General features: G+C 57.5%; 10 protein-coding genes. 9 read left to right on the top strand and 1 reads right to left on the bottom strand.

The window, feature by feature from the left end:
* Positions 1-24: 24 nt before the first annotated feature.
* From nodS to QA639_RS34000, 9 genes are all read left to right on the top strand, one after another.
* Positions 25-654: a nodulation methyltransferase NodS gene (nodS, locus tag QA639_RS34040; RefSeq protein ID WP_283088239.1), complete on the top strand. Its 630-nt coding sequence runs from the start codon at positions 25-27 to the stop codon at positions 652-654.
* A gap of 13 nt (positions 655-667) precedes the next feature.
* Positions 668-2,377 carry a nodulation protein NodU gene (nodU, locus tag QA639_RS34035; protein ID WP_283088238.1) on the top strand — a complete coding sequence of 570 codons (1,710 nt, stop codon included), beginning with the start codon at positions 668-670 and terminating at the stop codon, positions 2,375-2,377.
* Between the two features lie 2 nt (positions 2,378-2,379).
* The gene (gene nodI, locus QA639_RS34030; RefSeq protein WP_283088237.1) at positions 2,380-3,300 is read left to right on the top strand and encodes a nodulation factor ABC transporter ATP-binding protein NodI; all 921 of its coding nucleotides are present in this window, start codon (positions 2,380-2,382) and stop codon (positions 3,298-3,300) included.
* A gap of 4 nt (positions 3,301-3,304) precedes the next feature.
* Positions 3,305-4,093 (top strand): ABC transporter permease, encoded by a 789-nt coding sequence (locus QA639_RS34025; protein ID WP_283088236.1) that lies wholly within the window; start codon positions 3,305-3,307, stop codon positions 4,091-4,093.
* 171 nt (positions 4,094-4,264) lie between these two features.
* On the top strand, positions 4,265-6,298 hold the full coding sequence (locus QA639_RS34020; RefSeq protein WP_283088235.1) for a carbamoyltransferase family protein: 2,034 nt from the start codon (positions 4,265-4,267) through the stop codon (positions 6,296-6,298).
* Between the two features lie 167 nt (positions 6,299-6,465).
* Entirely contained in the window at positions 6,466-7,485 is a 1,020-nt protein-coding gene (locus QA639_RS34015) for a nodulation protein NodZ (RefSeq protein ID WP_283088234.1), read from the top strand.
* A 575-nt stretch (positions 7,486-8,060) separates the two neighbouring features.
* The gene (locus tag QA639_RS34010; protein WP_283090663.1) at positions 8,061-8,846 is read left to right on the top strand and encodes an SDR family NAD(P)-dependent oxidoreductase; all 786 of its coding nucleotides are present in this window, start codon (positions 8,061-8,063) and stop codon (positions 8,844-8,846) included.
* A 153-nt stretch (positions 8,847-8,999) separates the two neighbouring features.
* On the top strand, positions 9,000-10,784 hold the full coding sequence (gene nifA, locus QA639_RS34005) for a nif-specific transcriptional activator NifA (protein ID WP_283088233.1): 1,785 nt from the start codon (positions 9,000-9,002) through the stop codon (positions 10,782-10,784).
* 505 nt (positions 10,785-11,289) lie between these two features.
* A complete protein-coding gene (locus QA639_RS34000; protein ID WP_283088232.1) occupies positions 11,290-12,132 on the top strand; it encodes an electron transfer flavoprotein subunit beta/FixA family protein in 843 nt (280 codons plus the stop codon).
* Between the two features lie 165 nt (positions 12,133-12,297).
* Here the strand turns inward: QA639_RS34000 and tcuC are convergent, their stop codons facing one another.
* Positions 12,298-13,644, bottom strand: a complete 1,347-nt coding sequence (tcuC, locus tag QA639_RS33995) for an MFS transporter (RefSeq protein ID WP_283088231.1) — start codon at positions 13,642-13,644, stop codon at positions 12,298-12,300.
* Positions 13,645-13,858 lie beyond the last annotated feature (214 nt).

Here is a 13,858-nt window from a genome sequence, read left to right as displayed (position 1 = left end):
GCATCTGGCGAAAAGGAACAACTCGTGAGCCTGGACAAGATTTATCAATTGCTGGACCGGGAATTAGCCGTCGATGATCCGTGGCGGCTTGATAGTAACCCCTTCGAGCGGGAGCGCCACGCACAAATGCTCAGGCTGTCGCGTTCAAGTGGAGCTATAGGGAATGCTCTTGAGGTCGGATGTGCGGCCGGCGCTTTCACGACACAGCTCGCGCCCTATTGCAAACGGCTCACCGTCGTCGATGTAGCTTCGCGAGCAATTGATCGCGCGCGGCAACGGATGCAGCTATGCTCGCACATTACCTGGACAATCTCCGACATTGAACGATTCTCGACCGCGGAGCGCTTCGATCTGATCGTCGTGGCCGAGGTTCTTTATTACCTCGACGATGTGGCCAGAATGCGTACGGCGGTCCGTAACTTCGTGCAGATGCTTGCGCCAGAAGGGCGTCTGGTGTTCGGGTCCGCGCGTGATGCGATATGCCGACGCTGGGGGCATGCGGCTGGCGCCGAGACGGTGATGGCCATGCTGAATGAATCGTTGACCGAGGTCGAGAGGCTGGAATGTCATGGCGAGTCGGCTGACGAAGATTGCCTGCTCGCAAGCTTCATAAATGCCGGACAAACGTCGAATCAATTGAATTTGCAGCATTAGGCACGGAGATACGATGCGCATCTGCGGTATCAAGCTGACCCATGACGGCGCGATCGCGCTTGTCGAAGACGGACGGCTGGTCTTTTGCGTGGAGCAGGAGAAGCGTGGAAATAACCCGCGGTATCAAGTTATCGACAACCTCGACATAGTTGTCGCCACCTTGGCGGAACATGGTCTTACCCCGCAGGACGTTGATCGCTTTGTCATCGACGGTTGGGACGGGGAGATCGAGTCGCAGTTTAAAGTCCTCAGCGGCGGGGCATCGGTCACGCTCAAAGGAGCACCATATGTTGAGCGCCATGCCGATGGCGTTCTCAATTCACGTGACGGTCTTGGCCTGATGCTCGACGGAAGCGACTTCCCTTATAGCAGCTATCCGCACATCGCAGGCCATGTGGCCTCGGCCTATTGCACCAGTCCGTTTGTCAAGGCCGGACAGCCGGCGTTCTGCCTTGTGTGGGACGGGTCAATTACACCGCGCCTGTACCATGTACAGCGCCGAGGCGCGCGGTTCATCGAATGTCTCTTTCCGATGATTGGGCATGCTTATGCGGCCGCAGGTCATCACTTCGGACCCTATAAGAAGTCAGATCGCAGCAACTGGGACCTGGGTGTCGCAGGAAAGTTGATGGCGTACATTGCGCTTGGGTCTATTGATGAAGACATCATTGCGGTATTTCAAGAGCTTTATGAAAGGCATTTTGCAGGCGACACGCAGTCAGCCCGTCGTTACCGCGCCGATATCAATAGCGCGGAATCGTCACTTGCCGCTATGCATGAGTTCTTCGAGGTAAGCGCGTTGCGATTGACAGACAAGCGGCATGAAGATGTACTTGCGTCGTTTCATTGTTTCCTCGAGCGTCTTCTGGTCCGAGAAATCGCGATGGCGTTGCTGCGGCATTCGTCGCTTCCGGGAGCGCGCAATCTATGTATAGCAGGCGGGTGCGGCCTCAATATCAAATGGAACAGTGCGCTGCGCGGTACCGGCTTGTTCGATGACGTCTGGGTACCGCCCTTTCCTAATGACAGTGGTTCGGCGATCGGTGCCGCGTGCTGCGCGATGGCAGCCCAGAATGGCTTCGTGCCGCTGGAATGGTCGGTCTATAGTGGTCCGGCGCTGCAAGCTCATGAGAGTCCGGCTGAATGGGAGGTCGTGTCGTGCAGTATGCGCGAGCTCGCGGCGCTTCTTGCCGACAACAAGCCCGTGATCTTCCTCGCGGGGCGCGCCGAGCTCGGACCGCGCGCCTTGGGGGGCAGAAGCATTCTCGCAGCGGCGACGTCCCCCGCAATGAAGGATCATCTCAACGACATCAAGCGTCGCGAACGCTTTCGACCGGTGGCGCCGATATGCTTGGAGGATCGGGCGCCGGAAATCTTCGACCCCGGTACACCAGATCCTTACATGCTTTTCGATCACCAGACGCGAGCGGAGTGGCGGGACAAAATCCCCGCTGTCATACATCTGGACGGATCTGCGCGATTGCAGACGATTTCGAGAACCTCCCAACATAAGGTCGCCGAGCTTCTCATTGAGTATGAGCGGCTCACGGGCATTCCGCTGCTCTGCAATACAAGTGCCAACCACCTCGGACGTGGCTTTTTCCCGGATGTGGCCGCGGCCTGTCAATGGGGACGTGTTGAGCATATCTGGTGCGACGGGCGGCTCTGGACCAAGACAGCGGTAGGGGAGTCGTCGCCGGCTGGGCGACTTCTTTCAGCCTAAAAATGAACATGTCTACCCTAGCGATCAACCTTGCTGGCGTAATGAAGGCCTTTGGCGACAAGATCGTTGTCAACGAGCTGTCGTTCTCGGTCGCGCGGGGGGAGTGCTTCGGTCTACTGGGACCGAACGGCGCGGGCAAGAGCACGATCGCGCGTATGCTGCTCGGGATGGTATCGCCGGACCTGGGCGAGATCACCGTGCTCGGCCAGCCCGTACCCGCACGCGCCCGCCTGGCGCGAGTGGGGATCGGTGTCGTCCCACAGTTCGACAACCTTGAACTCAATTTTACCGTACGCGAGAACCTGCTCGTATTCGGGCGCTACTTTAATAAGAGCGTACGTGAGATCGAAGCGCTCACGCCGTCACTGCTTGAGTTCGCCCGCCTCGAGCATAAGGCGGAGGCGCGCGTTGCGGAGCTGTCCGGCGGCATGAAGCGGCGGTTGACGCTGGCCCGTGCACTGATCAACGACCCACATCTATTGATAATGGACGAGCCAACAACCGGTTTAGACCCCCACGCTCGGCACCTGATATGGGAGCGCTTGCGTGTGTTGCTGGCGCGCGGCAAGACGATCCTCTTGACCACCCATTTCATGGAAGAAGCCGAGCGATTATGCGACCGGTTGTGCGTGCTGGAGCAGGGCCGCAAGATCGCTGAAGGCAAGCCTCAAGAATTGATTGACGCGCATATCGGATGCGACGTGGTCGAGATCTATGGCGGAAACCCTCATGATCTGTGTACGCAGGTGAGACCGTATGTGCGACACATGGAAGTGAGCGGCGAGACCCTCTTTTGCTACGCGCGAGATCCGGAGCGGGTGCGCGCGCAACTGCGTGGGTACGCGGGTCTACGGCTTCTGCAGCGGCCTCCGAATCTCGAAGACGTGTTCCTTAGAGTGACCGGACGGGAGTTGGAGAATTGAAGCGATGAGGGAAGGCTATTCACCGGTCATGCCCGCCAACGCGTACAATTGGATCGCGGTGTGGCATCGCAACTTTCTGGCATGGCGGAAGGTCGCGCTCGCATCCGTTCTCGGGAACCTCGCCGATCCGATGACCAACCTGTTGGGCCTTGGTTTTGGTCTCGGAATAATTGTGGGTCGCGTTGACGGAACTTCGTATATCGCGTTTCTCGCAGCTGGCATGGTCGCAACTAGCGCGATGACCGCAGCGACGTTCGAAACTCTGTATGCGGTTTTCGCCCGCATGGATAGTCAGCGCACTTGGGACGCTATCCTGTCCACGCAGCTAACACTTGGCGACATCGTGTTAGGTGAGTTGGTTTGGGCAGCTAGCAAGGCCGTTTTGGCAGGAACGGCAATTTGGACCGTTGCAGCCATCCTAGGCTATGCGGAGTGGCCGTCCATTCTCTATTCGATGCCGGCGATCGCGCTCACGGGCGTCGTTTTCGCAAGCTTGGCCATGGTCGTGATATCTCTTGCGCCTAGCTACGATTATTTCGTGTTCTACCAAACGCTTGTCATGACACCCATGGTGTTCTTGTGCGGCGCCGTGTTTCCTTCGGATCAATTGCCAAGCACAGTGCAGCACATAGCGAGCTTTCTGCCTCTAGCACATTCGGTTGACCTGATCCGCCCTACGATGCTCGGACGGCCAGCGGGCAGCGCCGGCCTGCATATCAGTGCACTTTGCGTTTACGCGGTCCTGCCGTTCTTCCTGTCCACGGCGATGTTGCGTCGGCGCCTAATGCGTTGACGCCTGCGCGACGGGACGAAGGAGACGAATATGGTGCTGTTGCGAACTCGGCTTGCGGCCAACCCCAATTCGACGAGCCTCGGCTGGGCGCGCGTTTAGCACCTTACGCATAAATAGAAATGTTGTGTGACAGGCCACCGCGGCCTCGCTGTCAAGTGAATGGAGAGAAAAATGCTGTGTCTTGGAATGAGCGGCGGTCTAGACAAGGTCCACGAAAATCCACTGGAATTGCCTCACACATTTCTCCACGATGGAGCCGCCGTACTGGTCCGCGACGGACGTGTGATAGCAGCGGTCGAGGAAGAGCGACTCAATCGGATCAAGCATTCGAACAAGTTTCCACGCAGTGCAATACAACACTGCCTGGTATCGGCCGGAGTGCAGCTCTGCGACATCGATCGCATCGCATTCTATGCGACCGAGGCCTATTGCAACGCTATGCTTGAACGTTTGTTCATTTCGCAGCCGGAGCTCTCGATCCCGTTGGATGCCAAACTCTTGCTGCAAAAGCTGCTAATGCAGGAGTTCGGCACCGAGGTTGATCCGTCACGCATCTCATTCGTGGATCACCATCTGACCCATTCCGTTAGCGCGTTCGCCATGTCTGGCTTTGAGCAAAGCCTGATCCTCTCGATTGACGGAGGCGGCGACTTTCTATCTGGCCTCGTGGCGGTGGGGTCTGGCGGTCAAATTGCGCGACTCACAACCTTCCCGGAGAATAACTCTCTGGGACTGTTTTATCTCGAGGCAATTCGATATCTCGGTTACGGTCTATTCGACGAATATAAGGTGATGGGGTTGGCCCCTTACGGTAATCCTGCAATTTATCGCAAGCTCTTCGAACAATTCTACGAACTCTTAGACGATGGTGGCTACCGCGTCCATCTGGACCGAATCGGACCGGCGTTGCTCCGCAACATCGAGGTTCGGAGAAAGGGAATGCCATTCACGCAGCAGCATCGAGATGTGAGTGCTTCATTGCAGGAGGCTCTGGAGCGGATTGTTTTTCATATCGTAAGGCACTATCGCGAGCTCACTGGGATGAAGCGGTTGTGCCTGGCTGGGGGCGTAGCACACAATTGCACTGTGAACGGTAAGCTACTGTATTCGGGGCTTTTCGAAGATATCTTCGTGCAACCTGCGGCGCACGACGCCGGTTGTGCATTAGGCGCCGCCCTTATGGTGTCCGACGAGCTGGGGCGGCCCGCTCCCCGTGAGCGCCTTGAGGCGGTTTATTGGGGTCCCCACCTCGGAAGCGATAGCGCCGTGGAGCAGGAACTGAATGCATGGGCCAGTCACCTCGACATCGAACGCAGTGATGACGTCGCAGGCAGTGCGGCAGAATGGATGGCCAACGGCGCCGTGATTGGCTGGGTTCAGGGTCGTTCAGAGTTCGGGCCACGTGCTCTTGGTAACCGTAGCATTCTTGCCGATCCGCGGCCGGCCGCCAACAAGGACCGAATCAATGCGATGGTCAAGAAGCGTGAGGGCTATCGACCGTTTGCGCCGTCAGTGCTCGAGGAGGATGCGGACGAATTCTTTGAACTTCCTGATGGCACGCGCCATTTCCCCTTTATGAACTTTGTCGTTCGCGTCCGCAACGATAAGCGCGGCTTGCTGGGTGCCGTCACTCACGTCGACGGCACAGCGCGGCTGCAAACGGTGTCGCAGAGGACAAATGCGGCCTACTGGGATGTCATCAATGCGTTCAAGCGGAAGACCGGCATTCCGGTCCTGCTCAATACTTCATTTAACAATAATGCCGAGCCGATCGTGGATTCGGTTGGAGACGCGATCGCAACCTTTCTGACAACAGACCTGGATGGACTTGTGGTTGGGCCGTTCCTAGTCAAAAAACGGGCGACAAAGCTTGAGGACTGGACAGCGTTCTCGATCTCGTTGCCGCCTTATGCGTCTCTCTATCAAGTTCGTGCGCATACCTCGCCAGATCGCCAGGAGACCGTGTGCGAAATCCGTACTGGCCACTCCAGTCGTAACAGTGTGCGGCTCTCACATGACGTGTTCGATCTGCTGACGCGGATCAAAGGCGAGGGCGTTATCGGAGACCTCCTTGACGCAGTGACGCTCGATCAGGCGAGGCGTGAAGCTCTCGTGAACGAACTGCGGCGTCTGTGGGAGCAGCGCCGCGTCAACCTGTATCCTTCACACGCCGCACGCACGCATCCAGGCACCGCTCAAACGTAAGGCGACGAATGCGGCGCTTTCTGCGTCGTCCTGACAAGTCAGCGCGCCATGCTGTGAAGCGTTAGCAGCGGAACTGATCTGGATTATGTTCGACGACGATAGCATTGGGAAGAGTCTAACGTAAATGCGCCGCCATCCAGGCGGTAACCGGGAACGAGGCAGGGCTAATGCAGATTAGTGGCTCGATGAATCAGCGATTCGTGGTTTCTCGCCGACGTACGGGGTTCGGCGATTGCCTGTGGTCACTGGCGGCGGCTTGGAGTTATGCGAAGCGAACTCATCGGACACTCGCTATCGACTGGCGGGGCTCCTGTTATCTCGATCAGCCATTCGTGAATGCCTTTTCGGTGTTCTTTGAACCGATTCAAGACATTGCTGGCGTACGGGTCATCTGCGATGATCAGATCAATCAATTCTCGTTCCCCGGCCCATTCTTCCCACGGTGGTGGAATAAGCCATCGATCGACAGCATCTTCCGTCCAGATGAACAAATTTTCCGAGAGCGCGACGAGCTGCGTCAGCTGTTCGAAAGCCAAGCTGATTGCGACGCCAACACGGTCGTGTGTGACGCCTGCTTGATGTGGGGGTGCGGTGAAGATGCCGAACGGCAGATCTTTCGGAGCGTCCGGCCTCGGTCTGAAATCCAGAGGCGGATCGACGCCATCTATCGAGATCAGTTTGCGGGACATAGCATAATCGGCGTTCATGTGCGGCACGGCAACGGCGAAGATATCATGGGGCATACTCCATACTGGGCCGATCCGGAATTCGCGTTGCAGCAAGTATGCATGGCCATTCACAAGGTAAAGGAATCTCCGCATCCCAAGCCCGTGAAGGTGCTTTTGTGCACGGACAGCGCGCAAGTGCTTGAGCGGCTCACGGCCGCGTTTCCTGAACTCATGACTATCCCAAAGCACTTTCTCACCCAGCAGGCCGGCCCCTTGCACAGTCCGGCGCTCGGGGTCGATGGTGGCGTCTCCGCTCTCGTCGAGATGTATCTCCTCGCGCGCTGCGACACCGTGATCCGCTTCCCGCCAACGAGCGCGTTTACACGTTATGCCCGCCTCTTTGTGCCGCGGATTGTTGAGTTCGATTTGAACGATCCGAGCCGGATAACCGTGATTGAGGAACTGCCCGGAGATCTCGAGCTCCGTGAAAGCCTAAATTTGGTCGATTCCTCCCGCTGAAGCAGACGATGAAGGCCTATAACAGTTGTGGCCCGTTGCGGACGAACCTCACCTAGCAAGTGCGTCACGTCAGGTTTGCCTTTCACGTCAACTGATGACCCATTTGAAGGACAGCATGCTGTTTCCCGGTGGAGTTCTTGACTGGAATTTTATTCCGCACATTGTTTAGTAATATGAGGGTAGCTTAAAGCTAACGCCGAGATCAGAGGCTGCAGCCATCCGACCCACTCATTCGTTGAGATCGTGCGTGGACGATGCGGAGGAAGCAACCAGCATCGCGGCTCGGTTGGTTAGTTCTTGAGGATCCACGACACGCGGTGTCCCAACCCATGTTCACGGTTGAGTGCACTCTAGGCCAGGCTCGCCAGATCAAGCGTTGCTGCTGTCGGAAAGCAAGCAAACAGGGTCTCGAATCCGACAGAACAAGACATTTGGCCGTGAAATTGCCGAGCATTCCGCGTCATCGCTGTGGCCCAAATCCTGCAGCGCGCACGTGGGCGCGACTAGAGGATGGGAGGTGCCCCTTGCTTATCGATCTACCAAACGGCAACACGGTCGCCGGTGCGGGGTCGGCGGTGGACGTAGGCCGTCGGTTTCACGTCGAGAGGGCGTGCGTCCAGCACGAACAACGGAAGACACTGTTTCTGACCGGGGCGTCCCGCGGTATCGGTCACGCTACCGCCAAGCTGTTTTCGGAAGCGGGATGGCGCATCATTTCATGCGCTCGTCAACCGTTCGATGGCGGGCGCTGTCCTTGGGAGTCAGGGGCCGACGACCATCTGCAGGTTGACCTCAGTGACCATCGAATACTGCCCCGCGCGATCGCCGAGGTGAAAAGGCGGCTCGCGGGTGCGCCGTTGAACGCATTGATCAATAACGCTGGAACTTCACCGAAAACGTCAGACGGCGCCCGGCTGACCTCGTTGACCACATCAATCGAAACGTGGATGAGGGTATTCCACCTCAATCTCGTGGCGCCGATCCTGCTGGCGCAAGGTTTGTTGGACGAACTGAAGGCCGCGTCAGGATCGATTGTCAACGTCACCTCGATCGCGGGCTCGCGGGTCCATCCGTTTGCCGGCAGCGCCTATGCGACTTCGAAGGCCGCGCTCGCGAGCCTCACCCGCGAAATGGCACATGATTATGCACCGCATGGCATTCGTGTGAATGCAATCGCGCCCGGAGAGATCAGGACAGACATGCTGTCGCCGGACACGGAAGCGCGTCTTGTGCCAAATATCCCCCTGCGCCGCGTCGGCACACCTGAGGAAGTGGCCAAGGTCATCTTCTTTCTCTGCTCGGATGCTGCAAGCTATGTCACGGGTACCGAAATGCCGATCAATGGTGGGCAACACCTCTAGTCGGCGAGACTTGGCAATTCGCAGTTGATTTGAGCCACGTCAATGAAACTCCTGCTTGCCGCCAGATCCGCGTATGCAATTGATTGCCGTGCAGGAAAAGATGCCATCTTTCTATGTCATCTCGTCAAAACTTGACGCTAGATCGACAATGACATGCAACGCGAAGCTCGCAAACCCGAACAAGGTGTCATGCTGCATATCCCTTCCGCACGCGAAAAGCTTATCTCACAGTCCGAGGGCGGCCGTGAAGTCTCTATTGAGTCGTCACGCGAGAGCGCGCTAACCGGAATTGCCGAAATATCGAAGGTACTGGCGGCGCCAGGCCGGCTCGAAGTTACGTTGACCAATGTCGTCAATCTTCTTCAATCGTTTGTGAAAATGCGAAACGGCATTGTCTTGCTCTTCGACGATAATGGAATGCCGGACATGACTGTGGGCGCGGGCTGGAGCGAAGATAGCGATGAGCGCTACCGAATGAGCCTGCCGAAGAAGGCCATTGACCATATCGTAGCGACCGATAAACCGCTGATTGCGGAGAACGTAACAACGGAGGCGGCTTTCAGTGCTGCGGATGTAAATGCGCTCGGAGCCGGCGACAACATATCAGTGTCGTTCATCGGCGTTCCTATTCGGATTGATGCGAAAGTCGCGGGTACTCTGACTATCGACCGCATCTTCGATGAAAGCTTGAGCGGACGGCTCGATTACGACGTGCGCTTCCTCGCCATGATCGCCAATCTGGTGGGCCAGGCGGTGAAGCTACATCGCATGTCTGCGGGCGACCGCGAACGGTTGGTGACCGAGAAGGATCGGTTGCAGAAGCCAGAGCTCAAACAACCTCCGCGAGAACGCAAAAAGGTCCATATCGACGGGATCATTGGCGACAGCCCGCCATTGCGTGCGTTGCTGGAGAAGATCGCGGTGATAGCCAAATCGAATAGCACGGTCTTGGTACGGGGCGAATCCGGTACTGGCAAGGAACTCGTCGCCAAGGCTATTCACGAGCTCTCGCCGCGTGCCAAACGACCCTTCGTTAAACTTAATTGTGCGGCCCTTCCTGAGACAGTCTTGGAATCCGAACTGTTCGGGCATGAGAAGGGTGCCTTTACCAGCGCGTTCAATTCCCGCAAGGGACGCTTCGAGCTCGCCGACAAAGGGACGTTGTTCTTGGACGAAATCGGCGAGATCTCAGCGTCGTTCCAAGCGAAGTTGCTGCGGGTGCTACAAGAGCGGGAATTCGAACGTGTCGGTAGTAACCAGACAATCAAGGTCGATGTTCGCGTGATTGCCGCGACCAACAAGAACCTTGAAGAGGCCGTGGCAAGAAATGAGTTCCGCGCCGACCTCTATTATCGGGTCAGCGTGGTTCCTTTGCTGCTGCCGCCACTGCGTGAGCGGCGCAGTGATATTCCGCTTCTCGCCGCCGAGTTTCTCAAAAAATTCAATCGCGAGAACGGCCGTGAACTGACCTTCGATGTGAGTGCTATTGAAGTACTGATGAAGTGCGGCTTTCCCGGCAATATCCGCGAGCTCGATAATTGCGTCGCGCGTACTGCGACTCTAGCGCCCGGTCCATCGATCGGCAGAAATGACTTTGCATGCTGCCATGGCCAGTGTCTGTCTGCGGTGCTATGGAAGAGCAGATCGGACGAGATAGCGCACGAGCCGGGACCGAGAGCATCTATGGCCGCGAGCGTCGCAGCGCCGCTAGCAGAAGCTGCTGCACCAGCCTCGCCTGTCGGGGGCGATCTCGCTCCGCCGGCACCTGCTGGCACAGCCTTGGTAGGTGGCGCGAAGATAACTGATCGTGAGCGGGTCATTGCGGCCATGGAAAGATCCGGGTGGGTACAGGCCAAGGCGGCGCGCCTGCTTGGATTAACGCCGCGCCAGATCGGCTACGCGCTGAGAAAATACGGCATCGAGATCAAGCGGTTTTGACCAGGCTATTGGACGCGAGGCCTATCCTAATCGCAGCGATCCTGACGATGCCAATCGGGTGCAAGATCGGATACGCCCGGTGCCGAATTTGGTCATGATCGACGATGCCGTGCTAATCAGGCGTACAGGAGAAGTGCACCATGCTCCACGAGTGATCGACTTGCTCCTCGCCGTGCAAGGCGCCATTCGCTGAAAATTGGGTGCGGATCCAGGCCGCCCTAGGCGCTGAACCAGCTGCGGCGGGTTGATTCTGCGTCCGGATTGACTCGGGATAGAGGCGCCTTTCGTTCGGTTAAGCGTTCCTCGATCATATTGGCTGCACACCATGTCGTTGCGAGAAGCTGTCGCAGCAACGACGAATGTCGAGTTTATTTCGTCGGCGAGCGCGAGGCGGCAGTACCGGTGTTTCGTTTAGGTCATTGCCTTTGATGTCGAGTATGAGCCGTCGCGCGTTGGTATGACACTTGCTGTTCTCTTCGCCAGGCTAGCAGCTTCTGGAGGAGCAATGCACAGTGTCGTCTGCATCAAGCAGGTCCCTGATTCCGCGCAGATCCGGGTGCACCCTGTGACTAATACGATCATGCGTCAGGGCGTGCCGACTATCATCAATCCGTACGACCTCTTCGCGCTGGAGGCTGCGTTGCAGCTGCGCGATCAGTTTGGCGGCGAAATCACCGTACTTACAATGGGCCCCCCCTCGGCGGAGGATTCCCTACGCAAGGCGCTGACCTTCGGCGCCGATCGTGCCGTTCTTCTCACCGACCGCTGCTTCGCGGGCTCCGACACGCTGGCAACAACTTACGCACTGGCAACTGCCATCCGAAAGATCGCCAAGGAATATGGTATGCCAGACCTCATCTTTACCGGCAAGCAGACGATCGACGGGGACACCGCGCAGGTTGGCCCCGGCATCGCTAAACGGCTCAGCGTGCTGCAGTTGACCTATGTCGCCAAGGTCAAAGCCCTGGATCTTACCGCGCGTACGATTGAAGCGGAGCGGCGCTCTGAGGGCGGTGTCCAGGTCCTGCACACCAGGTTGCCGTGCCTCATCACTATGCTGGAGGCGACCAACCAAATTCGCCGCGGTGCCATGGCCGATGCATTGCGTGCCGCTCGCATGCCAATCGTGAAATGGAGCGCGCAAGATGCTGGTGTCGAAGACCTCTCCAGGTGCGGTCTCAAGGGCTCCCCGACCGTCGTCAAGCGGGTGTTTGCCCCCTCTGCGCGAGCGGAGAAGGCGGCGCTGGTGGAGGCCGCCGAGCAGCCGGCGCAAGCGTTGATCGATGCCATCTTCAAGCATCAACCAAAACTTGAAACCGACCTTGCGACACTGGCACGAGATGCCTGATCTTGAGGAGCTTGGCGATGAGCAAATGTTATCAGAGCACACGGCTCGCCCGCTGAGGGGACACCACTGCCAGGAATGAGAGGGCCTGATCGAAACCAAGAGGTCGATAGCAATGGTCGGGGCCAGATTGCGCCGGAAACCAGGAAGGCGTCGACCATGGCGATGCTAGCCTGGTGTGGCGTGTACGCTTAAAGCCCTGCCCGGCCGTTCAGACCGGGATGGTTTCGCAACTTTCGATGGCTTAGCGGTCCCTGGATAGACAGTAAGTGCTGCGATGATGCCGAGCAGGGCTGCAAACATCAGCCAAAAGCCGGGCGAAGCCTTGTCATCCGTTCGGTCGATTAACCAAGTCGAGGCGAGTGGCGTAAAAGTGCCGAACAATGCGGCCGCGAGTGCGAAAGCCAGAGAGAAGCAGGTTGTGCGCACATGCGATGGCACAATCTCAACAAGAGCGCCCAGCATGGTGCCGCTATAGATGCCGAAATAGAACGAGAACATCATTGCTACTGCCAGCATCTTGCCGAAAGTGGGGACGCTCACCAACCAGTGCAAGGCCGGGTAGGTGGTCACCAACGCAAGGCCGGCAATGGTTAGCAAAACCGGCTTGCGACCAATTCGATCGGAGACGGCGCCGCCAATTGGATTCCAGATGAAGTTGCTGACAGCAACCAAAAGCGTCACCAAGAGAGCGTCCTGGCTGGATAGCTTCAAGACGTTCCTGCCGAATGTGGGCGTGTAGACTGTAACGAAATAAAACGTTGTGGTAGTCAAGATCGCGATCATCATGCCGAGAATGATGACGCGCCAATTGGTGAGGGCCGAGGTAAAGACCTCGCGGGCCGTAGGGTGCTTCTTCATGGTCAGAAATTCTGGCGTCTCCTCGAGCGTCCGGCGCAGGAAGAAGATAAGGGGAATAATGAGGCAACCCATAAAGAACGGGATGCGCCAGCCCCAGGCAGCTACTGTTTCCGCCGCCATCGATTCGTTCAGCACATAGCCGACGATCGCCGCGACAAAGATCGCAACCTGCTGGCTGGAAGACTGGAACGAGGTGTAGAAACCACGCTTGCCCGGAGCTGCAATTTCCGACAGATAGACCGAGACGCCGCCAACTTCGACGCCAGCTGAAAAGCCCTGCAGCAGCCGTCCGATTAGCACGATGATGGGGGCGGCAATGCCGATCGTCGCGTAACTGGGACAAAAGGCGATGATCACAGTGCCGATTGCCATGATTGAGAGCGTGACGATCAGACCTTTCCGACGGCCGATCTTGTCAATATAGGCTCCGAGCACGATCGCGCCGAACGGACGCATCAAGGCGCCCAGCCAGAACACGCCGAAGGTGTTGAGTAGCGAAGCCGTTTCGCTCTCGGACGGGAAGAATGCCTTCCCAATGGCGCTGGCGTAAAAGCCGAACAGAAAAAAGTCGAACTGCTCCAGAAAATTGCCGCTAGTCGCACGCAAGATTGCGCCGATGCGCGATTTTACCCTAGCTCCCTGAGCGATGGTCATTTGTGGCACTGCGAGTTCCTCCCCGTCTGAAATGGCCGGTTGCGGAAATCTTCACGCCAGCCCAACTGCAACTTAGGCCGGAATGTCTCATCATAGACACTACGACCGACCCGAAAGCGCCCGATCTTTTCGGCATATTTTCGGCAAATGCCGCACGGGCGCACAGGTTTTTTGAAGGTTGTTGCATGTTGTTGCGAGGAACCGGCCGGGGACC

Source organism: Bradyrhizobium pachyrhizi, assembly GCF_029714545.1.
GTDB lineage: Bacteria > Pseudomonadota > Alphaproteobacteria > Rhizobiales > Xanthobacteraceae > Bradyrhizobium > Bradyrhizobium pachyrhizi.
This window is presented reverse-complemented; position numbering and strand designations above follow the sequence as displayed.

Bases quoted from the DNA above. Each gene is read 5' to 3' on its own strand.
- nodI (WP_283088237.1), top strand. From the start codon at position 2,380: ATGAACATGTCTACCCTAGCGATCAACCTTGCTGGCGTAATGAAGGCC.
- QA639_RS34000 (WP_283088232.1), top strand. From the start codon at position 11,290: ATGCACAGTGTCGTCTGCATCAAGCAGGTCCCTGATTCCGCGCAGATC.
- QA639_RS34015 (WP_283088234.1), top strand. From the start codon at position 6,466: ATGCAGATTAGTGGCTCGATGAATCAGCGATTCGTGGTTTCTCGCCGA.
- nifA (WP_283088233.1), top strand. From the start codon at position 9,000: ATGCAACGCGAAGCTCGCAAACCCGAACAAGGTGTCATGCTGCATATC.
- QA639_RS34025 (WP_283088236.1), top strand. From the start codon at position 3,305: ATGAGGGAAGGCTATTCACCGGTCATGCCCGCCAACGCGTACAATTGG.
- nodU (WP_283088238.1), top strand. From the start codon at position 668: ATGCGCATCTGCGGTATCAAGCTGACCCATGACGGCGCGATCGCGCTT.
- QA639_RS34020 (WP_283088235.1), top strand. From the start codon at position 4,265: ATGCTGTGTCTTGGAATGAGCGGCGGTCTAGACAAGGTCCACGAAAAT.
- tcuC (WP_283088231.1), bottom strand. From the start codon at position 13,644: ATGACCATCGCTCAGGGAGCTAGGGTAAAATCGCGCATCGGCGCAATC.